Origin of the sequence: uncultured Vibrio sp. (genome assembly GCF_947488985.1) — a bacterium.
Classification (GTDB): Bacteria; Pseudomonadota; Gammaproteobacteria; order Enterobacterales; family Vibrionaceae; genus Vibrio.
In genome coordinates, this window is the sequence record NZ_CANLBV010000009.1 from 19,486 (window position 1) to 41,026 (window position 21,541).

General features: G+C 47.0%; 19 protein-coding genes. 9 read left to right on the forward strand and 10 right to left on the reverse strand.

The features are described 5' to 3' along the window. The first annotated feature begins 196 nt into the window (after positions 1-196). From Q1A70_RS03435 to hemN, 4 genes are all read left to right on the forward strand, one after another. Entirely contained in the window at positions 197-835 is a 639-nt protein-coding gene (locus tag Q1A70_RS03435) for a class I SAM-dependent methyltransferase (protein WP_299687086.1), read from the forward strand. After that, on the forward strand, positions 835-1,392 hold the full coding sequence (yihI, locus tag Q1A70_RS03440; protein WP_299687084.1) for a Der GTPase-activating protein YihI: 558 nt from the start codon (positions 835-837) through the stop codon (positions 1,390-1,392). Before Q1A70_RS03435 ends, yihI begins: the two co-directional genes overlap by 1 nt. A gap of 5 nt (positions 1,393-1,397) precedes the next feature. After that, positions 1,398-1,886: a DUF2489 domain-containing protein gene (locus Q1A70_RS03445; protein WP_299687082.1), complete on the forward strand. Its 489-nt coding sequence runs from the start codon at positions 1,398-1,400 to the stop codon at positions 1,884-1,886. Positions 1,887-2,178: 292 nt separating this feature from the next. Next, a complete protein-coding gene (gene hemN / locus Q1A70_RS03450; protein ID WP_299687080.1) occupies positions 2,179-3,570 on the forward strand; it encodes an oxygen-independent coproporphyrinogen III oxidase in 1,392 nt (463 codons plus the stop codon). Between the two features lie 100 nt (positions 3,571-3,670). Here hemN and glnG read toward each other — a convergent pair whose 3' ends face one another. The 4 genes from glnG to glnA form a co-directional block, all read right to left on the reverse strand. Then, positions 3,671-5,074, reverse strand: a complete 1,404-nt coding sequence (gene glnG / locus Q1A70_RS03455; RefSeq protein WP_299687078.1) for a nitrogen regulation protein NR(I) — start codon at positions 5,072-5,074, stop codon at positions 3,671-3,673. 106 nt (positions 5,075-5,180) lie between these two features. Continuing rightward, a complete protein-coding gene (glnL, locus tag Q1A70_RS03460) occupies positions 5,181-6,257 on the reverse strand; it encodes a nitrogen regulation protein NR(II) (protein WP_299687076.1) in 1,077 nt (358 codons plus the stop codon). A 165-nt stretch (positions 6,258-6,422) separates the two neighbouring features. Continuing rightward, the gene (locus tag Q1A70_RS03465; RefSeq protein ID WP_299687074.1) at positions 6,423-6,974 is read right to left on the reverse strand and encodes a DUF4124 domain-containing protein; all 552 of its coding nucleotides are present in this window, start codon (positions 6,972-6,974) and stop codon (positions 6,423-6,425) included. Between the two features lie 301 nt (positions 6,975-7,275). After that, positions 7,276-8,685 (reverse strand): glutamate--ammonia ligase, encoded by a 1,410-nt coding sequence (glnA, locus tag Q1A70_RS03470; protein WP_299687072.1) that lies wholly within the window; start codon positions 8,683-8,685, stop codon positions 7,276-7,278. A 619-nt stretch (positions 8,686-9,304) separates the two neighbouring features. On the opposite strand from glnA, the gene typA reads away from it, so the two are divergent. Then, positions 9,305-11,140: a translational GTPase TypA gene (typA, locus tag Q1A70_RS03475; RefSeq protein WP_299687070.1), complete on the forward strand. Its 1,836-nt coding sequence runs from the start codon at positions 9,305-9,307 to the stop codon at positions 11,138-11,140. Between the two features lie 194 nt (positions 11,141-11,334). Here the strand turns inward: typA and Q1A70_RS03480 are convergent, their stop codons facing one another. Both Q1A70_RS03480 and Q1A70_RS03485 read right to left on the reverse strand, forming a co-directional pair. After that, positions 11,335-11,865, reverse strand: coding sequence for an AAA family ATPase (locus Q1A70_RS03480; protein ID WP_299687068.1), 531 nt, complete (start codon positions 11,863-11,865; stop codon positions 11,335-11,337). A 15-nt stretch (positions 11,866-11,880) separates the two neighbouring features. Continuing rightward, on the reverse strand, positions 11,881-12,522 hold the full coding sequence (locus Q1A70_RS03485; RefSeq protein WP_299687066.1) for a DUF2959 domain-containing protein: 642 nt from the start codon (positions 12,520-12,522) through the stop codon (positions 11,881-11,883). 42 nt (positions 12,523-12,564) lie between these two features. On the opposite strand from Q1A70_RS03485, the gene Q1A70_RS03490 reads away from it, so the two are divergent. From Q1A70_RS03490 to Q1A70_RS03500, 3 genes are read left to right on the forward strand one after another with little or no spacing between them, the layout of a single operon-like run. Beyond that, a complete protein-coding gene (locus Q1A70_RS03490) occupies positions 12,565-13,509 on the forward strand; it encodes a virulence factor BrkB family protein (protein ID WP_299687064.1) in 945 nt (314 codons plus the stop codon). After that, complete coding sequence (dtd, locus tag Q1A70_RS03495; RefSeq protein WP_299687062.1) at positions 13,481-13,915, forward strand: D-aminoacyl-tRNA deacylase; 435 nt, start codon at positions 13,481-13,483, stop codon at positions 13,913-13,915. Before Q1A70_RS03490 ends, dtd begins: the two co-directional genes overlap by 29 nt. A gap of 16 nt (positions 13,916-13,931) precedes the next feature. After that, on the forward strand, positions 13,932-14,867 hold the full coding sequence (locus Q1A70_RS03500; protein ID WP_299687060.1) for a bifunctional GNAT family N-acetyltransferase/hotdog fold thioesterase: 936 nt from the start codon (positions 13,932-13,934) through the stop codon (positions 14,865-14,867). A 44-nt stretch (positions 14,868-14,911) separates the two neighbouring features. Here Q1A70_RS03500 and Q1A70_RS03505 read toward each other — a convergent pair whose 3' ends face one another. The 4 genes from Q1A70_RS03505 to hslR all read right to left on the reverse strand — a co-directional run bounded on the left by Q1A70_RS03505 (position 14,912) and on the right by hslR (position 20,316). Continuing rightward, entirely contained in the window at positions 14,912-16,885 is a 1,974-nt protein-coding gene (locus Q1A70_RS03505; protein WP_299687119.1) for an AsmA family protein, read from the reverse strand. Positions 16,886-17,054: 169 nt separating this feature from the next. Beyond that, complete coding sequence (gene pckA, locus Q1A70_RS03510) at positions 17,055-18,680, reverse strand: phosphoenolpyruvate carboxykinase (ATP) (RefSeq protein ID WP_299687058.1); 1,626 nt, start codon at positions 18,678-18,680, stop codon at positions 17,055-17,057. Positions 18,681-19,017: 337 nt separating this feature from the next. Next, complete coding sequence (hslO, locus tag Q1A70_RS03515; RefSeq protein WP_299687056.1) at positions 19,018-19,911, reverse strand: Hsp33 family molecular chaperone HslO; 894 nt, start codon at positions 19,909-19,911, stop codon at positions 19,018-19,020. Positions 19,912-19,929: 18 nt separating this feature from the next. Further along, positions 19,930-20,316 (reverse strand): ribosome-associated heat shock protein Hsp15, encoded by a 387-nt coding sequence (hslR, locus tag Q1A70_RS03520; RefSeq protein WP_299687054.1) that lies wholly within the window; start codon positions 20,314-20,316, stop codon positions 19,930-19,932. Between the two features lie 339 nt (positions 20,317-20,655). On the opposite strand from hslR, the gene gspC reads away from it, so the two are divergent. Further along, complete coding sequence (gene gspC, locus Q1A70_RS03525) at positions 20,656-21,537, forward strand: type II secretion system protein GspC (protein ID WP_299687052.1); 882 nt, start codon at positions 20,656-20,658, stop codon at positions 21,535-21,537. Positions 21,538-21,541 lie beyond the last annotated feature (4 nt).

Consider the following 21,541-nt stretch of genomic DNA (forward strand, 5'->3'; position numbering starts at 1 on the left):
GGCATGGAAAGCACCAATAACAAATGGAGATTTGTGTACCAAGTTGAGTATACAAATTTTGGCCGATATAGGCAGATTTAGAGAGCGATAGGTTTTCCTATCGCTTTTTTTATTGATTTGATGAAAAAACACCCAATACCTCTCCACTATAAACGCAGTTTCTGGTATGTTTCGCATCCCTGTTTAAGGATGTGCTATGTATACTTGTCCCTTATGCCATCACCAAAGCGTGAATCACTATTTTGAAGACAAACGTAGAGCCTATCTACAGTGTCAGCAATGTGAACTGGTCTTTGTTAAACCTGAACAAAGGTTAGAAGCAAAAGAAGAAAAAGCACACTATGATCTCCATGAGAACGATCCTAGTGACGCCGGCTATCGCCGCTTTTTATCTCGCATCGCGGATCCACTAACAGACAAAATTTCATCTAACTCACAAGGGTTGGATTTTGGTTGTGGCCCAGGCCCTACGCTATCTATCATGTTAGAAGAAGCCGGACACACCATGGCGTTGTACGATATCTATTACCACCCAGAGACTTCTGTGTTGGATAAAACGTACGACTTTATGACTGCCACAGAGGTGATTGAACATCTTTATCACCCAGACAAAGTGTGGCAGCAATGGTTGAATTTAGTTAAACCCAAAGGCTGGATTGGTCTTATGACTAAGCTAGTAATAGACGTAGACGCGTTTGCTGGTTGGCACTACAAGAATGACCCGACTCATGTCGTCTTCTTTAGCCGTCAAACATTCCAGTTTTTGGCAGAGCGGGATAAGCTCGAACTAGAATTTTTTGGAAATGATGTAATTTTACTGAGGAAAGTGCAGTAATGGCTCGTAGTAAGAAATCAAGAAAACCGGGAGCACTTGGCGCTCCGGAACCTATGGTTACGCGTAACCGTAGTGAATCTGATGTTGAAGGTCGTGAACGCAAGCGTGTTAAAAAGCGCAAAGGTCTTAAGTCTGGTAGCCGTCACTCAGATGGTAGCGAAGCGAAACAGCGTAAAGCTGCACAAGCTCGCGATCCACGTTTAGGCAGCAAGAAAAAAATTCCACTGATTGTCGAACCAGTGAAGAAGCCAACCAAACAAGAGCGCAAGCTATCTAACGAACAAGAGTTAGAGATGCTTGAGAATGATGCTCAACTGAACACGCTACTCGATCGTATCGAGAATGGTGAAAACCTAGGAGCGGGTCTACAGAAGTTTGTTGATGAGAAGCTTGATCGTATCGAGCATCTAATGGGTCGCTTAGGTCTGCTAGAGCCAGAAGACGATGAACAAGAGATCTTTGAAGAAGCACCTGTTGCATCGAACAAGAAATCGAGCTCAGATGAAGACCTGTTATCTCAGTTCGAAGATATCGACCTAGATAACTTTAAAGGTTAAACACAATGAACGTAACCTTATTAGCCATTGCTGGTGGAATGATTATTCTCGGCTTGGGCTGTTATGCAGGTTACCTTCTACTTCAAGTGAAGAAGCAGACGGAACTGCACAAGCAGCATCAAGCACTGGCCATTGAAAAACGTAACTCGACGATTTACGAGCACGTAAACACCTTGTGTTTAGCAGGTATTCAAGGGCAGTGTGATTTACCTGAAATCAGTATCCGAGTGTGCATCATTATGGATAATGTTCAGGGTGATGAGCGTGTCGATCTCGACTCTGAATATCCTGCTCTTTGTGAGTTGTACCATATCGTTAAAGATATGGCGCGCGGAGATGATAGGCAGGAGCTGACGAAGAAAGAGCGCATGCAGCAGAATCTCACACGCCACAAGGCAGAGACTCGCTTGAATGATGCGGTTGTCGAAGATTTGAAAAGGTTGCAGGAGAAGGTTAAGCCTCTCAACAACCAAATCAATATTCAGATGATCTAATCACTCAGATGATTAAATATTGAGGCTCGTTGAGTGCGCCGTATTTTCATGTGTATCATTGAATTACATGGTAAAAATACGTCGTTAAATGAGCCTTCTTACCTTCTGCGCCCCTGATTTCGGTGCGTTGTTAGTGATCAAGCTAGCAGTTCTGAACTTTTGTCAGCAAAAAAGATTGTGCCTTGAAACGACCTAACAGGTCATGTGGCAAAATAACCCGTCTATATTTTAATGTATGTAAATTGATTTGAGAGCCTCTCGGTTCTCGCGGATCTAAATTGGAAGTACCGCTATGTCGAGCAAGTCAGTAACAACGAATCAGCAAATCGTTTGGGATCAAGAGATCTTAAACAAGTACAACTATTCGGGACCTCGTTACACTTCATACCCAACCGCGTTGGAATTTCATGAAGCGTTTACCGTCTCTGATTACGACATGGCGTGCACGCAATACCCAGAGCGTCCTCTCTCTCTTTACATACATATCCCGTTCTGCCATAAGCTTTGTTACTACTGCGGCTGTAACAAGGTGATCACTCGCCATGCGCACAAAGCGGATGAATACCTTGATGTGATCGAGCACGAAATCACTCAGCGAGCATCTCTGCTCAATGGCCGAGAAGTGACGCAACTGCACTTCGGTGGCGGCACGCCAACCTTCTTAAGCAAAGCACAAATCTCTCGCTTGATGGTGATCCTGCGTGAGGAATTCAATTTCACGGCTGATGCTGAAATCAGTATCGAGATTGACCCGCGTGAGATTGAGCTAGACGTCCTTGACCACCTGCGTAGCGAAGGTTTTAACCGTTTGAGTATTGGGGTTCAAGACTTCAATAAAGAAGTGCAGAAGCTGGTTAACCGTGAGCAAGACGAAGACTTTATCATTGCAATGGTGGAGCGTGCCAAAGAGCTCGGCTTCCGCTCGACCAATCTAGATTTGATCTACGGTTTGCCTAAGCAGACCCAAGCCCTGTTTGCTGAAACACTGAAACAAGTGCTAGAGATGAAACCGGGTCGTTTATCGGTATTTAATTACGCCCACATGCCGCAACTGTTTGCCGCACAGCGTAAGATTAAAGATGAAGACCTGCCTGAAGCGCAAGAGAAAATGGCGATCCTACAAGATACTGTCGAGACGCTAACTGGGGCGGGCTATCAGTTTATCGGTATGGACCACTTCGCACTGCCTGACGATGAGCTTGCGGTGGCGCAGCGTGCTGGCATTCTGCATCGCAACTTTCAAGGCTACACCACTCAGGGTGACTGTGATCTGGTTGGTTTTGGTGTATCGGCGATCTCTATGGTGGGTGATACCTACGCACAAAACCAGAAAGAGCTGAAGAAATACTACGCTCAGGTGAGTGATCTGCGTCATGCACTGTGGCGAGGAGTGGCATTAGACGATGATGATCTGGTGCGCCGTGAAGTGATTAAGCAGCTTATCTGCAACTTTAAGCTTGATAAAACCATGATTGAATCTGAGTTCTCGGTAAGCTTTAATCACTACTTCAAGCAAGATTTAGAGCTTCTGCAAACCTTCATTGATGATGAGTTGGTTGAAGTCGACGCTAATGAGATTCGTGTGACTCTACGTGGTCGTTTGTTGATTCGTAATATCTGTATGTGTTTCGATAAATACCTGCGCGTGAAGGCTCGCCAGCAGCAATTCTCTCGCGTGATCTGATCACTCGATAGAGAATACAATCCAAAAAAAAATGCCAGCATCATGCTGGCATTTTTGTATCTGTTCTTTATGACTTAGCTTTACATCCTGATATAACGGGTTAGTAGAGCTCTTTGAGTTTACGGGTTAGAGTGTTTCTACCCCATCCCAGCACCTTAGCCGCGTCTTGTTTATGACCATTGGTATGGTTGAGCGCAGCCTCAAGCAGGATCCGTTCAAACTCAGGCAGGGCATAAGTCAGCAGCTCTTTTTCACCTGAATCAAGCTCCCCCTTTGCCCAGTTAGCCAGCAATTGCTGCCAGCTATCTCCAGATCCTGAAGTAGTGACCACCTTCTCTTCCAATAGCTCTGGCGGCAGATCGGAAGGCAGTATTTCACTGCCACTTGCCATCACGGTGAGCCAGCGACAAATATTCTCAAGCTGACGGACGTTACCCGGCCAGTTGAGTTGATTCAGTTTCAAAATCGTCTCAGGGTGCAGCGCTTTCACTTCCACGCCAAGCTCTTCAGCGGCTGAAGCGAGGAAGTGGTGGGTGAGCTTTTCAATATCTTGTTTACGCTCGCGCAGCGCCGGAATATGAATTCGGATCACGTTCAGTCGGTGAAAAAGGTCTTCACGGAAGTCACCTTCATGCACCAATCGTTCGAGATCTTGGTGGGTTGCTGCAACGATACGCACGTCTACTTTCACCGCAGAGTGTCCACCCACGCGGTAAAACTGACCATCAGAAAGCACACGCAGTAAGCGAGTCTGAATATCGAGAGGCATATCGCCGATCTCATCCAGGAATAGGGTGCCGCCGTTGGCTTGCTCAAAGCGGCCTTGGCGAACGCTATTGGCTCCGGTAAAGGCCCCTTTCTCGTGGCCAAACAGTTCCGATTCGATCAGATCTTTGGGAATCGCAGCCATATTAAGCGCAATAAATGGTTTTTTTGCTCTCGGGCTGTGACGGTGCAGAGCGTGAGCCACTAACTCTTTACCAGTACCGGATTCACCATTTATCAGCACTGAAATCGATGAGCGAGATAAACGGCCAATGGCGCGAAAAACTTCCTGCATCGCTGGTGCTTCGCCAATGATCTCTGGTGCGTTGGTCTCTTCGATAACTTCGCTGGCTTGTTCACGCTTCTGCTCTTGGCTGTGGGCGATCGCTCGCTCGACCAGAGTCAGTGTCTCATCGATATCAAACGGCTTAGGCAGATACTCAAACGCACCTTTCTGATAGGCATTGACCGCCGCATCAAGGTCTGAGTGCGCAGTCATGATGATGACAGGCAGGTCGGGAGAGCGCTGATGCACCTGTTGCAACAGTTCAATTCCGTCAATACCGGGCATGCGAATATCAGACACCAACACATCCGGTGTTTCGCGCTCAAGAGCAAGTAACACGCTCTCTGCATCAGCAAATGTTTCGCACTTGATGTCTGCAGAAGACAGTGTTTTTTCTACTACCCAGCGGATAGAGCTGTCGTCATCGACGACCCAAACGTATCCCTTACTCATAATTCAATTCCTTTACAGCCAAATCTATTGTGATAATCATTGTTTTTATTATTCAGTATTCGTTGTTGCCAATGGCGCTTCCGTGGTGGATAGAGAAGAGTAGCCTTTATATCGGCAAATAAATCGTAAATGTGGTATTGCCCGGCCAGCTCTCAACGTCTATTTTCCCGTTGTGCTGATCGATCAGGTTTTGTGAAATCGACAATCCTAGCCCTGTGCCGCCCTCGCGCCCGCTGACCATTGGGTAGAACAGCGTGTCTTTTAGTCCATCAGGGACGCCCGGACCGTTATCGCTGATCTCAATACGAGCAGCAAGCTTGTGGCGCTGCCCATGAATATTCGCTTGATGCACCGTTCTGGTGCGAATGGTGATTTTTCCGCAATCCTGAGCCTTTAAAATCTGCGCTGCATTGCTGACAATATTGAGCATCGCTTGCTCAACCTGCGCGGAATCCATCACGATCAGTGGTAGGCTCGGATCGTAATCTCGCTCGATGTTGAGCGATGGACCTGATTCGAGTTCCACGAGCTGCCTGACTTTTTCGAGTATTTGGTGGAGGTTCTCTTCTGATTTCGTGCCCGGTTTTTGTGGGCCAAGCAAACGGTCGACCAAGGCTCGCAAGCGATCGGCCTGTTCGATAATGATCTGGGTGTATTCATTAAGGGATTGGTCGGGCAGCATTTTGCCAAGCAGTTGCGCCGCCCCTCTTAAACCACCTAGTGGGTTCTTTATTTCATGCGCCAACCCGCGAACGAGCAGCTTTGCCGCTTGTTGCTGGGCGTGCTGGTTGAGCTCTTGGCTGAGTCGCCTTTGGTGGTCGATCTTACGCATCTCTACCAACAGCAGCGTTTCACCTTGCCAAGAGATTGGGCTAACTGTCACTTCAAGCATCAGTGGGCGGTTGTCGACCACAAAGGTCACGTCACTGTCGGTCATGCTCTGGCCGCTTTGCAGCGGTTGAGTCAGCAGAGCCAAATCGAGAGAGGCGTGTTGGATAAGTTGGCTCAGAGGGTGATCAACGATGCGTCTAGCACTTTGTGAAAAGAGTTGTTCAGCCGCTGGGTTGGCGTATCGCACATACAGCTGCTCATCGAGCATCAGTGTCGAGGCCACCATATTGTCGAGAATAGCGCTGGAAAGTTGGTGTGTATCTATGCTGTCGCTTTTAGCTGATCGATTCACTATGTCGTCCTTGAACTGGTATATTCAACTGCACCAAATTGGTGCGTGCTGGGTTCAAGTATGGCGCATATTAATCAGAAGCTAAAGATAATTCATTAGAGTCGCTGAAAGCTGCTGAGATTTGGTGAAAAGTAGAGGTAATTTGGTCTCTTTTTACACATTGGCCTACTTGAGCGTCGCTCGATGTAAATACACGGTGACTGGACTAGTAGATGCAATAAGCTTGCCGCTTCTATAGGCTTGGATGGCGATGGTATGGGTGCCTCTATCAATGCCTTTTAATTGCCAGTTGAGCTGGGTTTGTGGTGCACCATAACGGCGGCCATCGAGCATCAATTGCAGCTGTTCGCCAATGCCTAATTTTCGGTTGAGTGCGATTTGCACCGATATTAAGCCTTGGTTGCTACGAATGGCTTGCTCGTGTACTGGCGTTTGCATCGTGAGTGCCAATTGGGCTGGGAGCTCGCGCTCTGTGGCTGGTGTTTTTTCTTGAGCATTAGTAGGAGGTTCAGCGGCCGTATCAACGGGGATCGAGTCCTCAAACTTGGGGGCGGGCGTAGGAGCCTGTACATCCGGTAGATGAAGTGATTTGGTATTTTGACCTGTAGGTGTATCGCTAAAGTGGAGCACACCATCTTCATCGACCCAGGTATACACCGTTTGGGCTGAGCAAGAGAATGCGGCGGCTAGCCCGATCATAAACAGTATTTTTTTCATGTCGTTACCCTCATTCATTGCACCCTAAGGTCTCTTTTTATCATAAGGCGGCTGCACGTTTGGAATTGGCCTTGTTATTGATTTTATAGTGTTTGCTGCGAAGGCCTCTTCGGGCTTTAGTATTAGGTATTAGGTATTAGGTATTAGGTATGTTACGGAGAAGTTAAGGTGGCGAGAATAGAAAAAAGGCCCACCTGCGAGGTGAGCCTAATATTTTTATGCTTCTTACATGTTGCAGTCACTTTGTACTGCGTTAGCGGTTACCCGTTTGAGTGCTCGCTACATGATGACCAGCTGAAGATTAAACTGAGTAGTACAGTTCGAACTCAAGTGGGTGAGTTGTCATGTTTACTTTCTCAACATCTTGAGACTTAAGGTCGATGTAAGAATCGATGAAGTCGTCAGAGAATACACCACCAGCAGTTAGGAACTCACGGTCTGCATCTAGTTCAGATAGTGCGTCTTTTAGTGAGTAAGCTACTGTTGGGATTTCAGCTGCTTCTTCTGCAGGTAGGTCGTATAGATCTTTATCCATCGCTTCACCTGGGTGAATCTTGTTCTTGATGCCGTCAAGGCCAGCCATAAGCATTGCTGAGTAGCATAGGTATGGGTTAGCTGCTGGGTCACCAAAACGTAGCTCGATACGACGTGCTTTAGGGCTTGGTACTACTGGGATACGGATAGAAGCTGAACGGTTACGAGCTGAGTAAGCAAGCATAACTGGTGCTTCGAAGCCAGGTACAAGACGCTTGTACGAGTTCGTTGATGGGTTAGCAAATGCGTTGATAGCGCGAGCGTGCTTGATGATACCACCGATGTAGAAAAGCGCCATTTCAGATAGGCCGCCGTACTTATCACCAGCAAATAGGTTAACGCCGTCTTTTGCTAGAGATTGGTGAACATGCATACCAGAACCGTTGTCACCAACTAGTGGTTTAGGCATGAATGTCGCTGTTTTACCAAATGCGTGAGCAACGTTGTGTACCACGTACTTGTAGATTTGAGTTTCATCAGCTTTCGCTGTTAGCGTGTTGAAGCGAGTTGCGATTTCGTTTTGACCCGCAGTTGCTACTTCGTGGTGGTGAGCTTCAACAACAAGGCCCATCTCTTCCATTACTAGACACATTGCAGAACGGATATCTTGAGATGAATCAACAGGAGCTACTGGGAAGTAACCGCCTTTCACGCCAGGACGGTGACCTTTGTTACCGCCTTCGATGTCAGAACCTGTGTTCCACGCTGCTTCAACATCATCAATTTTGAAGAAAGAACCAGACATATCTGTTGAGAATTTAACGTCGTCAAACAGGAAGAACTCTGGCTCAGGACCAACAAGAACTGTGTCTGCGATACCTGTAGAACGTAGGTATTCTTCAGAACGCTTAGCAATAGAGCGTGGGTCGCGATCGTAGCCTTGCATTGTTGCAGGCTCAAGGATGTCACAACGGATGTTTAGCGTTGCGTCTTCTGTGAATGGGTCCAGTACAGCAGACGCTGCGTCTGGCATCATTACCATGTCAGATTCGTTAATGCCTTTCCAACCAGCTACTGAAGAGCCGTCAAACATTTTACCTTCTTCGAAGAAGTCTGCATCAACTTGGTGAGAAGGAATAGAGATATGCTGCTCTTTACCTTTTGTATCAGTAAAACGTAAGTCGATAAATTTAACTTCGTTCTCTTGGATTAGGGATAGTACATTTTCTACTGACATCTTGGATAACCTCCAGTGTTATTAATTCGGTATTAGCTCGATTCGGTTGAAACTAGCATTGATTAATGTCTAACAAGTGCATTAATCGATGATAGTTTTTCTATTGCCAAAACCGTGCCAAAAAAATTATTCCATTAATTTCAATTGCTTATCTATTTTACTGTTTGGCGCGCTTTAGCTTTTGCACCAAAAAGATCCTTCACTGCACTGTATTGGTGCGGTTGCTTGTCTGTGCACCAAGATGAGACAAAAGTGAATCCTATTCAGCAATGAATTGCCGTCGTTGTCAATCCACTTTTTGTCATTTTCCATCGTTCTGGCGAGTCGATCGCGTACGCTGCGTTTTAGAGTTCTTTCTTTTTAACGATTTCAACGTGGTGCGGTATCAACATTAACATCCACATCCACGCAGTACGGAATCATGTTTACGCGGATATCTGTCGCTGAACGAGAAAAAACTGTCGCTAATAGAGAAAAAAGAGTTGGTTCAGATCACATATTTCTGGGTTTTTGTCTAGAATCTGATATATTATTGACCGTTTTTTTAATCAAGCTAGTCGCATTTCTTCTATTTTCAGAGGTCACTTTGCGGCTACTTTTATGAGTGAATCGAGAATCCATGTCTACTCCACAGATTGATAAGTTAAGAAATATCGCGATCATCGCGCACGTTGACCACGGTAAAACGACTTTGGTTGATAAACTACTACAACAGTCAGGTACTCTTGAGTCTCGTGGTGAAGCTGAAGAGCGTGTCATGGATTCGAATGACATCGAAAAAGAGCGTGGCATTACCATTCTTGCTAAGAACACAGCAATCAACTGGAATGATTACCGCATCAACATCGTAGATACTCCGGGACACGCGGACTTCGGTGGTGAAGTTGAGCGTATCATGTCTATGGTTGACTCTGTTCTGCTTATCGTTGACGCAGTTGACGGCCCAATGCCTCAAACTCGTTTCGTAACGCAAAAAGCATTCGCACACGGTCTTAAGCCAATCGTTGTAATCAACAAGATTGACCGCCCTGGCGCGCGTCCTGATTGGGTTATGGATCAAGTATTCGACCTTTTCGACAACCTAGGTGCGACTGATGAGCAACTAGACTTCACAGTAGTTTATGCTTCAGCTCTAAACGGTTGGGCAACTATGACTGAAGGTGAAACTGGCGAGAACATGGAACCATTGTTCCAAGCGGTTGTTGATACAGTAGACGCGCCTGCAGTTGACCTTGACGGTCCTCTACAAATGCAAATCTCGCAACTTGACTACAGCTCTTACGTAGGTGTTATCGGTGTTGCACGTGTTACTCGTGGTTCTGTTAAGCCAAACCAACAAGTCACTATCGTTGGTTCTGACGGTAAGAAGCGTAACGGTAAAGTAGGCACAGTTCTTGGTTACCTAGGTCTTGACCGTCACGAAGTTGAGCAAGCTAACGCTGGCGACATCATTGCAATCACAGGTCTTGGTGAGCTGAAGATTTCAGACACTATCTGTGACCAAAACAATGTTGAAGCAATGACTGCGCTTTCTGTTGACGAACCAACAGTAACAATGACGTTCCAAGTAAACACTTCTCCGTTTGCGGGTAAAGAAGGTAAGTTCGTTACTTCACGTAACATCCTTGAGCGTCTAGAAAAAGAGCTAGTACACAACGTTGCACTACGTGTTGAAGAAACTGATAACCCAGATCGCTTCCGTGTTTCAGGTCGTGGTGAGCTTCACCTATCTATCCTGATCGAAAACATGCGTCGTGAAGGCTTTGAGCTAGCTGTATCTCGTCCAGAAGTTATCATCAAGAAAGACGAAGATGGCAACCTAACTGAACCGTTTGAAACTGTGACTATCGACGTGCTTGAAGAGCACCAAGGTGGCATCATGGAAAACATCGGTCTTCGTAAAGGTGAGCTAACTGATATGTCTCCAGATGGCAAAGGCCGTGTTCGCATGGACTTCATGATGCCTTCTCGTGGTCTTATCGGTTTCCAAACTGAGTTCCTAACGCTAACGTCTGGTTCTGGTCTTCTTTACCACTCATTTGATCACTACGGCCCTCACAAAGGCGGCGTAATCGGTCAACGTAACAACGGTGTTCTAATCTCGAACGCTACTGGTAAAGCTCTGACTTACGCACTATTCAACCTACAAGAACGTGGTCGTCTATTTGCTGAGCACGCGGATGAAGTATACGAAGGTCAAATCATCGGTATTCACAACCGTTCAAACGACCTAACAGTAAACTGTCTGAAAGGTAAGCAGCTAACGAACGTTCGTGCATCTGGTACTGATGAAGCACAGGTTCTTTCGCCACCTATCCGTCACACTCTAGAGCAAGCTCTTGAGTTCATCGACGAAGACGAACTGGTAGAAGTAACGCCAGAAAGTATTCGTATCCGTAAGAAGCTTCTTACTGAAAACGAACGTAAGCGCGCAGCACGTCCAGCTAAGGCTTAATTGCCAGCTGACTAGCTTCTAGCTATCAAGCAGTTTTAGAATAAGTAAGAAAGCCCTGAGTAGCCAAGCTGCTCAGGGCTTTTGTTTTTTTAGTTAGCTAAGATACGAGTAGACGGATGCAGGATACGAAGAGCGCGTTCCACACCTATTCATCAAACCGTCATTCCAGAATCGAGGAACGAGATATCTGGAGTCTAGCTTTTGATTCCCAGGTGACTTTCAACGAACTGAACTCGCTCAGTTACCGACATAAATGGCACTTCAACGACCTCATAACCTAGCTCTTGGTAAACGCCTACCAGCGCTTCGTGAATCTCTAGCGCCTCCTTAAAGGGATAAGGGCGCACTTCATCTTGGACATAAACCGATGCCTCAGGGCGACAGAATAAAACGTGTGAGTGATAGCCTTTACTGGCATCTCGGTAGGTATTATCTATCGTTAGATTCGCCTGAGTTAGGTAACCACAGATATCTGGGATGGCGCGATCGAGAAACGCAATTGGATGCAGCCTCGCTTGCTCTTTCTGCTCGCTCATTACGGTTAAGCACAGGTGAGCGAACCCCGGCAGGTCGACCCAAGGCAGAATGCCGTTCTCAAGTTGGCTTTGCTGTTCTATTAGCTGGCGCGATGATTCAGCGAATGTTGGGTAACCCACACCCCGTAAGGCATTTATTAGAGTGGTTTTCCCAGCGCCGGGTCCGCCAGTGATAATGATTGGTTTCATGGTGCTCTTTCTGATTTAATTCTGCTTGAGCTGCGTTAGGAATTTATCCGATTCGGCGATCGCTGCATTCATCTGCTCAATCGCGTAGGCGATATCTTCTTCTAAACTCATAAACTCACCTTGTAATGCACCTATAGCGCTCGCATTGAGATTGTGTTTGAGGTAAAGGGTATTGTCACGCAGGGTATTGAGCACCGGATCCATCTTTTTCTCGGCGCGCTTCATTGCCGAGAGCATGGTTTGGTAAGAAGCTTGAGTCTCACTCAGTTTTTGCTCACTTGAGCGACGCAGTGAATCATTGGTGTAGAGGTCGAGTTCTGCCTGCCATTCCTCAAACAAGGCATCCGAGACATCTTCAATCGCGGCTATGCGATCACTGACATCTTGTGCGGCTTTCTCGCTGTCTTGGTATTTATCATTGATCTGGTTGTACATACTTTCCAGATCGCCGCCATTGAAGTTGGTGAGACTACTGAGCGCCTCAAGTGCGTGGGTAAACTCCTCCTGAGCCTCCTGCTGCGACTCTTTAGCGTCTTCGACTCTGTCGACCATAATGTCACGCTTGTGGTAGCCCACTTGCTCCATGGCCGAGTAATAAGCGGATTGACATCCAGTAAGGGTAAAAATAGAGAGGACGATAACCATTAAATAAGGCATCCTAGTTTCCTATGGTTTAGTGACGGAACATTAATTAAAACTATGAACGACTTACTGGAGAGTTACAAGTTGAGGATAAAAAAGATTGGCACACTTTGTTTTCAGTTTTTTCGCTACCTTTGGCGACGAATGACCCATGATAGAGTCAACGTCAATGCAGGCTACTTAGCCTACATTACCTTGCTCTCTATTGTGCCAATGCTAACGGTTCTGCTGTCGGTTTTGTCGTCGTTTTCGGTGTTTGCCAATGTGGGTATCGTGCTGCAAAACTTCATCATTACCAACTTTGTGCCCGCCTCTGGCGATGCGGTGCACGGTGCCTTGCAGGAGTTTGTTGCCAATACCGGCAAGATGACCGCAGTGGGCAGTGTGTTCTTATTTGTGGCTGCGCTGATGCTGATCTCTAATATTGATAAGAATCTAAACTACATCTGGCGCGTCACCGAAAAGCGACGTGCAATGCTGTCCTTCTCTATGTATTGGATGGTACTGACGCTCGGGCCGATTTTGATGGGGGCGAGTATCGCGACAACCTCTTATGTGACCTCATTGACAGTGCTGCAAAATGAAGTGGTGTCCGGTGTCTTTAATACTGTGATCCGCAAGCTGCCTTTTATCCTCTCTTTCTTTGCATTCTTCGGTCTGTACCTGTTGGTTCCCAATAAAAAGGTCTACTTTTCTCATGCGGCTGCCGGCTCTTTGGTCGCAGCGCTGTTGTTCGAATTAAGCAAGCAAGGCTTTGCGGCTTACATTACTCATTTTCCTTCTTACCAGTTGATTTATGGCGCGTTAGCCGCGATTCCGATTCTGTTTGTCTGGGTGTATTTATGCTGGTTGATCGTGTTGATTGGTGCTGAGGTGACGGCGGCACTGGGTGAGCAGGAACAGTGGAGTGATGCGCAACAAATAATGGTACACTCAGCGGATAACGACAACATCACAGAGCAAGGAAACAACAGTGATAGCACTGATCCAGAGAGTAAGTGAAGCTGCCGTCCGTGTTGATGGCGAGGTAGTGGGTGAGATAGAGCAAGGCCTATTAGTTTTGTTAGGCGTAGAAAAAGGTGACGACGAAGCCAAAGCCAAACGTTTGATGGAACGAGTGACCACTTATCGTGTCTTTAGCGATGAAGATGGAAAAATGAATCTCAACGTGAAGCAGGTGGAAGGCAAGTTGTTGGTGGTGTCTCAATTCACCCTGCCAGCCGACACCAAGAAGGGGACTCGAGCGGGCTTTTCTCGCGGTGCGCACCCTGCTGATGCTGAGCGTCTTTACAATTATTTCTCTGACCAATGTGAGTCTGTATTGCCAACGGAGCGTGGCCGATTCGCAGCCGACATGAAAGTGTCTTTGGTTAATGATGGGCCAGTCACGTTCTGGCTGCAGGTTTAAGCTTAAAGGAATAAGCATGTTTAAACTCATTACGCCGACCACCGATAATCAGCTGAATAAGTATTATCACTTTCGTTGGCAGATGCTGCGTGAACCATGGCAAATGCCGATAGGTTCGGAGCGCGATGAATACGATGGCATGAGTCACCACCGGATGATTGTCGATGGTCGAGGTCGCCCGATGGCGATTGGTCGCCTGTATATCACCCCTGATCTCGAAGGTCAGATCCGTTATATGGCAGTCAAAAGCTCCCGTCGAAGCAAAGGTGTGGGTTCATTGATCTTGGTGGCACTTGAGTCACTGGCGCGCCAAGAGGGGGCTAAGCGCTTGGTGTGTAATGCGCGTGAGGAGGCGATCTCATTCTACGAGAAGAACCAGTTTGAACGCCGTGGTGAAATCAACGATCAACGTGGCCCGGTACGTCACCAACAGATGGTCAAGCACCTCGATCCTATGGCTGACGTTCTGCGTAAACCAGACTGGTGTAATGAGCTCCAGCAGCGCTGGGAACACCAGATCCCGATCAGCGATAAGATGGGCATCAAGATAAACCAGTACACGGGCTATCAGTTTGAATGCAGTGCTCAGCTTAACCCGAACCTGAATCCTCACAACACCATGTTTGCTGGCTCTGCTTTCACGCTCGCCACGTTAACGGGTTGGGGGATGACGTGGTTATTGATGAAAGAGCGAGGGCTGACCGGGGATATTGTGTTGGCCGACAGCAACATCCGTTATCGTCATCCAGTGGAGCAAAGCCCGGTTGCCTCTACCTCGTTAGATGGCATCAGTGGAGATTTAGACCGTCTCGCCTCTGGCAGAAAAGCACGTATCATCATTCACGTGACCATCAACAGTGGTGATGTGGAAGCGGTCGAGTTCACCGGAACTTATATGCTGATCCCTGACTACAAAAAGATACTCTCGACGGATAGCAAGGTGAGTGAATAGCTTCACGCGTGCTTGATAATAGATTGAGATATTGACCGAAAGCGCTACTCCTGAGGAGTGGCGCTTTTTTGTGGTTGGCAGTCGTTAATCTCAGAATGCTGCGCTTGGGTAAGCTTTCCTGAAATCTGGTTACATGGGTCTGATAGAGAAATCGATAGCGTGTGTAGCTCGGTCTTTAGCAAGTCGAGCTCGCCGGATACCTCGCCATTGAGTGTTTGCACGGCTTGCGAACCCTGCTCTGCGGCCGATGCGCCAATGATCGCTATTGGCTCGAGTGTCAAGCGACCACGGTCGAAATTGGCATTGAGCATTGGAACTTCAAACGCGTTGTTGCTCGATGTCGCAGAAAGCGTATCGTTAAAGGTCATCACACCTTGGCGAACGCTGCCTTTGAGTTGCCCTGTCGTTGAGTAACCAAGCATCAGCGAGTCGCCGAATAAACCAGAGGCTTGCAGATCAAACTCGCCATAGCCTGTCGCATCGAGCGGTAACTTAAGTTGTTGCAGCATTGGCGATATCGGCAACCCATCGGCAGAGATATCAAGGCTCCATGGTTTACTGACTTGGTTAAAATCGAGTGTCGCATTGGCTTCGATATAACCCTGCTTGAGTGGGGCAAACAGGCGTGTCAGTGTCCATTTTCCCTGCTGGCTATTCATTTCAACCACAGGTTGCGCACTGACGATGTTTTGATAGCTGGCATCATTGGCGCTGACCACTAGCTGGCCTTGCCATAGCCCGAGCGTGCTGTTTCGCAGCAGTTGCAGCTGATGCCCTTCCACATGCAACCCAGAAACCTGCCAGTAGGGTTTATCGGCCAATTGGATCAGTTGGCTACGCTCTACGTTAAGTTGCTCAATCGAGGCTTGCTGTAACTGTGCAATCCAAGGCGCTAGACGTGCGACAGGTAAGGGAGCCTTACTATCTTCGGTGATCCATTTTAGGCCTTGAATATCGAGTTGGGCCAATTCAACGGCGTGAGGTGTCACCTCGCCATGCAGCTGAACGGTACCCTGTAGTAATTGCGTATAGAAATCTTCAATGAGGATCTGATCTGGTTTTAGGCTCAGCTTGACGCTTGGCTCGATGAACCTGTCGTCATCAATCACAACGCTCTCGGCTTGTAGAGAGAGCGTTGCTTGTTGCTGCTCCCAGAGCTCAAAAGGCAATTGGAAATTTTCTAGTGAGATATCAAAGGCGGCGAGGTGACCCTCTTGCCACTCGATGTCGCTGCGCAGCATATCTAAGCTGTTGATGTGGTTGATCTGAATACCGGCTACATCCCACTCTTTGCTTAGTAGGCTTTGGGTCTGTTGCTGATTGAGTCGCAAGCCATCAACCGTCACATTGACCAACGACCAAGCATGTTGATACTGCTCGGCTTGGCCTGAGATTTTGGCACCACGCCAGTCGAATGATGCGCCATACAGGGTGCTGTCACTCGGCTTGAAGTCTAAGTCGATCAACAGATTATCGAATGCTTCACCTTGCCAATACAGTTGTAAAGCCGAGAGTTGGGTTTTGCCATAAGGCAGGACAGCATAGGGAAGCAGTGACGAGTTGTCGTGCCACCTTGGTTCGGAGATCTGCAGGTCGATGCCCCGCGCATTAAACTCTGGCGTCGAAAAGTCGAGATTGTTGATTGCCAGTTGGTGGAGTTGGATATTTGGCTGGGAAAATACCGATGTCAGTGTTTCTAGATCGTCTGCTTCTAACTGTAAACCACTGATCAGGACTGAATCTAAGACCAGTTTGGCTTGAGTGAACGAATCGGGGCTGAGCCAAAGATCGATCTTGTCGATATATAGAGGTGTCTGTTTTTCGGGTTGGCTTTGGGTTATGCCCATTAAGGTGATGTGATAAGGCGCCTGATAACCCACATCTTCAATGAACACAGGTTGTTCAATCGTATGTTTGATAAAAAAGTTAGCAACATCCGCACGGTATTGGGTCTGCAGGCTTAATAGCAACGCTGCGATAGTTGCAACGGCGATAGCCAACACAATGCCGAACACCATCAATACCTTTTTCATTCCTTGAAAGCCTTAAATTTCAATAGTCTCAAAATAGAGTGGAACAAAAAGGGTCAAGCAGCAACAAAAAAGCCCCTCAAAAGAGGGGCTTGCTACAAAAATATCATTTTAAATTGGGCGTTTGCTTTTGGCTAAGCCCGAGCAGATGATTGGATTAGTCCAGTTGTGGGCCTGCCGCAACCAGTGACTTACCTTCAGCGTTGTCCGTGTACTTATCAAAGTTGTTGATGAAGCGCTCTGCTAGATCTTTCGCTTTGCTTTCCCATTGTAGTGGGTCAGTGTAGGTCTCGCGTGGGTCAAGAATCGCAGGATCAACGTCGTGCAACGCTAGCGGTACTTCTAGGTTAAACATAGGGATAACCTTAGTTTCAGCCTTATCGATTGAGCCATCTAGGATAGCGTCGATGATGCCACGAGTATCTTGAATAGAGATACGCTTGCCTGTGCCATTCCAACCCGTATTAACTAGGTAAGCTTCAGCGCCAGCTGCTTCCATACGCTTCACAAGCACTTCAGCGTACTGAGTTGGGTGAAGAGTTAAGAATGCCGCACCAAATGCCGCAGAGAAGGTTGGTGTTGGTTCAGTAATACCGCGCTCTGTACCTGCTAGTTTCGCTGTGAAGCCAGATAGGAAGTGGTACTTGGTTTGCTCTGGCGTCAGTTTAGAAACCGGAGGTAGTACACCAAATGCATCAGCAGTCAGGAAGATAACCTTTTGAGCGTGACCTGCTTTTGATACTGGCTTAACGATGTTGTCGATGTGGTGAATTGGGTAAGAAACACGAGTGTTCTCAGTTTTTGAACCGTCATCAAAATCAATAGAGCCATCGCCACGAACCGTTACGTTTTCTAGCAGTGCATCACGACGGATTGCATTGTAGATTTCTGGTTCTGCTTCTTTAGATAGACGGATGGTCTTCGCGTAACAACCACCTTCGAAGTTGAAGATACCGTCGTCGTCCCAACCGTGCTCATCATCACCGATTAGCTGACGTTTAGGATCCGTTGATAGAGTTGTTTTACCTGTACCTGATAGACCGAAGAATACCGCTACATCGCCTTTCTCGCCGACGTTTGCGCTACAGTGCATTGAAGCGATACCTTGCAGAGGAAGTAGGTAGTTCATCATTGCGAACATACCTTTCTTCATCTCACCGCCGTACCAAGTACCACCGATGATTTGAACACGCTCTGTGAGGTTGAAAGCAACAAAGTTTTCAGAGTTTAGCCCCTGCTTTTCCCAGTTAGGGTTCGTTGTTTTAGCACCGTTCATGACCACGAAATCAGGTTCGAACGTTGCTAGCTCTTCGTCAGTTGGACGAATGAACATGTTCTTAACGAAGTGCGCTTGCCACGCTACTTCTGTGATAATACGTACACTTAAGCGCGTATCTGGGTTAGCACCACAATAACCGTCAATGACAAACAGACGCTTGCCAGATAGCTGAGTTGTCACAAGCTCTTTCAGCTCATTCCATACTTCAGTTGTAATCGGTTTGTTATCATTTTTGCCTTGATCTGACCACCACATGGTATCGCGGGTCGTGTCATCTTTAACAATGTACTTATCTTTTGGTGAGCGGCCAGTAAAGATACCAGTGTCAACCGCAACAGAGCCGAGTTCCGTTACCACGCCTTTTTCGTAGCCTTGTAAGCCTGGCAGTGTTTCTTCAATGAATAACTGCTCATAGCTAGGGTTACGAAGAACTTCAGTAACGCCAGTCAGCCCGTGCTTAGTTAGATCAATTTGTGCAGCCTTTGTATGTTCCATAACGGTCATAGGTGCTCCTTGTAGGATATTTTGTAGGGATTTTTGTATTATTTTTTATTGTTATCTGCTCACCATGCTAGCAACGAGACTTTGGGGAAACAGGGATGTAGCTCAAAAAACATCCACATTAATGTTGGGATTTTAAGTGTCTCGTCACATATTGGCCTAGCTAGTCTATCCTGTAGGTAAAGCTTTGCGCTAGGGGCGCAAATATTATTAATTGATTAAAATTAAGGGGTGATTTTATTACGAGATGTTAAGGGTTTTGCGTTGAAGTGATCACAAAAAAGGCCAGCTGAGTGCTGACCTTTTTGGGGTAAATTACGTGTTTTTGGTACGCGGTAAATTAATGAACCGTATTACTGCCTTTATCGGCCGCTTCTGCATACAGCGCATCCACATCACTCTTGTCGAACGAGTAGTTTGTGCCACAGTAATCACAGTGCAGACCAACGCTACCTTCGGTGCTGAGGATGTCGTAAATCTCTTCTTGAGCTACAGTGATGATAGCCGCCGCGCTTCGTTCGCGAGAACAGCCACAGAAGAACTCAACCGGTTGCGGTGTAAAGAGCTGTACCTTCTCTTGGTTGTACAAACGGTAAAGTAGTTCGTTCGCTTCAAGAGAGAACAGCTCTTCGTTTTTAACCGTGTCTGTCAGTTGCTCAAGGTGCTCGAAGTCATCAGGAGTACCTGTACCGTCAGGCATGACTTGCAGCAGCATACCTGCAGCGTGAGCTTGGCCTTCATGCTCGCCAGTACGTAGCCATAAACGAGTCTTAAGCTGTTCAGAGTTCGCGAAGTAGCCTTCAAGCACTTGTGCTAATGTGTCGCCTTCTAATCCAACGATGCCTTGGTAGCGCTCACCTTGTTTCGGGTCGATAGTGATCACTAGGTGACCTTTACCCATCAGATCGTGCAAGCCTGCGTCGTCTGCGATATCACCTTCAAAACGAGCAACACCACGGATTTTTTGGTCATGATCACCATTGATAACGGCTAAAGAGACAGGGCCGTCACCTTGTAGTTGCATAGTGATAGAGCCTTCAAACTTGAGTGTCGCCGTGAGTAGCGTCGTTGAAACCAATAGCTCACCCAGTAGCTTTTGCACCGGTGCTGGGTATTCCTTGCTAGAAATAATCTGTTGGTACGCTTGATCCATTTGTACCAATTCACCACGTACTGATAGATCTTCAAATAGGTAGCGATTTAAAACATTACTTGTAGACATTGGGTCTGCCATTTGGCTATTCCTTCTAGCTTATTGATGCTTGAACTTGATGATGTCACGACGTTGCTTCTTATCAGGGCGACGCTCTGGAGCTGGGCTGTGAGCATTCAGCTTGCGTTGTTTTGCAAACTCTTCTCTTTTTGCCAAGCTCTCGGTAGTTTCTTCATAAAGCGTTTGCGCGATAGGCGCTCCGCCACGATGAGCCGAGATTTTCTCGATCGTCACCGTTTTTTCTTCATTGCCTTGGCGCAGCGTAATCACCGCCCCAAGCTCAACGATTTTACTGGGCTTGCTGCGCTGACCATTATAGTGGACTTTGCCACCATCGACCATGTTGCGAGCAATCGAACGGGTTTTGTAAAAACGAGCTGCCCACAACCATTTATCGAGTCTGACAGCTTCATTAGCAGTTTTCATATAGGGCTATGCCTTTAATTAAGAAATGAATGCGGTTTAATGGTAATAAAACTGTAATGAACAGTGCGCAACATGCTTTTGATGATGCTTGTCACATTAAGTAGAAGCTTAAAATGGAGGAGGTTATCATTTTTTTCAAGTCATATGGCAAAATAGCCATCGAATACCGATTTCTTGCTGAGTTATGATATAGTTGATGATCTTGTGCTTAAATGCGTTGTGTATCGAACCAATGAATAAAAAAGCTGAAAGTTTAATAATTTGCAGCGTTTGTTGTCATGAAAAGGGGCAAAGGAAGTGAACTTTTTAGAGCTCAAAAGTCGTGTAGGGAATTTTCCTATGTTGAGCCGCTTATTAGAGAATGGATTAGCACTTCAGCAGAAACTAAGCCTAGTGACGTGTTGTGTATTAATTGCAGCATCCGCATGGATTCTAGGGCAGCTTATCTGGTTTGTTGAACCTAGTGAGCAAACCATCGTACCTTGGAAAGCGGTGGCTTCATCGTCTTCCGCTCCTCAATCGCCCCTTGATATCTCCTCTTTACAGCAGAGCAACCTGTTTGGTGCCTATAACCCAACCAGCGCGCCTGTCGTTGAGCAGCCGGTTATTCAAGATGCACCTAAGACGCGATTGAACTTGGTGTTGGTGGGGGCAGTCGCGAGCTCAAACCCCAAACGTAGCTTAGCGGTAATCGCAAACCGTGGTACGCAAGCGACATACGGCATTAACGAACAGATAGAAGGCACCAGAGTCAAGCTCAAAGCCGTGCTGGTGGATCGCGTGATCATTGATAATTCAGGGCGAGACGAAACCTTAATGCTGGAAGGCATTGAGTACAAACGCTTGGCGGTATCAGAGCCAGCACCAGCTCGCAGCTCTGCTTCGGTGCGTGGTAATAACCCGACCTCAGCAGAAGCGAAGCTTGATGAAATCAAAGCGAAGATAATGGAAGATCCACAACAGATTTTCCAATATGTTCGACTGTCTCAGGTAAAGCGCGACGAGCAAGTGGTCGGTTATCGTGTCAGCCCGGGTAAAGATGCTGAACTTTTTAACTCTGTTGGGCTCCAAAGCGGAGATATTGCGACTCAGTTAAATGGACAAGACCTGACTGACCCCGCCGCGATGGGCAATATATTCCGTTCTATCTCAGATCTGACCGAGTTAAATCTGGTGGTCGAGAGAGATGGGCAACAGCATGAAGTGTTTATTGAATTTTAAAACT

What these genes read in the sequence shown, in the direction of transcription:
- Q1A70_RS03435 (WP_299687086.1), top strand. Translation starts at nt 197, where the DNA reads ATGTATACTTGTCCCTTATGCCATCACCAAAGCGTGAATCACTATTTT.
- yihI (WP_299687084.1), top strand. Translation starts at nt 835, where the DNA reads ATGGCTCGTAGTAAGAAATCAAGAAAACCGGGAGCACTTGGCGCTCCG.
- Q1A70_RS03445 (WP_299687082.1), top strand. Translation starts at nt 1,398, where the DNA reads ATGAACGTAACCTTATTAGCCATTGCTGGTGGAATGATTATTCTCGGC.
- hemN (WP_299687080.1), top strand. Translation starts at nt 2,179, where the DNA reads ATGTCGAGCAAGTCAGTAACAACGAATCAGCAAATCGTTTGGGATCAA.
- glnG (WP_299687078.1), bottom strand. Translation starts at nt 5,074, where the DNA reads ATGAGTAAGGGATACGTTTGGGTCGTCGATGACGACAGCTCTATCCGC.
- Q1A70_RS03465 (WP_299687074.1), bottom strand. Translation starts at nt 6,974, where the DNA reads ATGAAAAAAATACTGTTTATGATCGGGCTAGCCGCCGCATTCTCTTGC.
- glnA (WP_299687072.1), bottom strand. Translation starts at nt 8,685, where the DNA reads ATGTCAGTAGAAAATGTACTATCCCTAATCCAAGAGAACGAAGTTAAA.
- typA (WP_299687070.1), top strand. Translation starts at nt 9,305, where the DNA reads ATGTCTACTCCACAGATTGATAAGTTAAGAAATATCGCGATCATCGCG.
- Q1A70_RS03480 (WP_299687068.1), bottom strand. Translation starts at nt 11,865, where the DNA reads ATGAAACCAATCATTATCACTGGCGGACCCGGCGCTGGGAAAACCACT.
- Q1A70_RS03485 (WP_299687066.1), bottom strand. Translation starts at nt 12,522, where the DNA reads ATGCCTTATTTAATGGTTATCGTCCTCTCTATTTTTACCCTTACTGGA.
- Q1A70_RS03490 (WP_299687064.1), top strand. Translation starts at nt 12,565, where the DNA reads ATGAACGACTTACTGGAGAGTTACAAGTTGAGGATAAAAAAGATTGGC.
- Q1A70_RS03500 (WP_299687060.1), top strand. Translation starts at nt 13,932, where the DNA reads ATGTTTAAACTCATTACGCCGACCACCGATAATCAGCTGAATAAGTAT.
- Q1A70_RS03505 (WP_299687119.1), bottom strand. Translation starts at nt 16,885, where the DNA reads ATGGTGTTCGGCATTGTGTTGGCTATCGCCGTTGCAACTATCGCAGCG.
- pckA (WP_299687058.1), bottom strand. Translation starts at nt 18,680, where the DNA reads ATGACCGTTATGGAACATACAAAGGCTGCACAAATTGATCTAACTAAG.
- hslO (WP_299687056.1), bottom strand. Translation starts at nt 19,911, where the DNA reads ATGGCAGACCCAATGTCTACAAGTAATGTTTTAAATCGCTACCTATTT.
- hslR (WP_299687054.1), bottom strand. Translation starts at nt 20,316, where the DNA reads ATGAAAACTGCTAATGAAGCTGTCAGACTCGATAAATGGTTGTGGGCA.
- gspC (WP_299687052.1), top strand. Translation starts at nt 20,656, where the DNA reads ATGTTGAGCCGCTTATTAGAGAATGGATTAGCACTTCAGCAGAAACTA.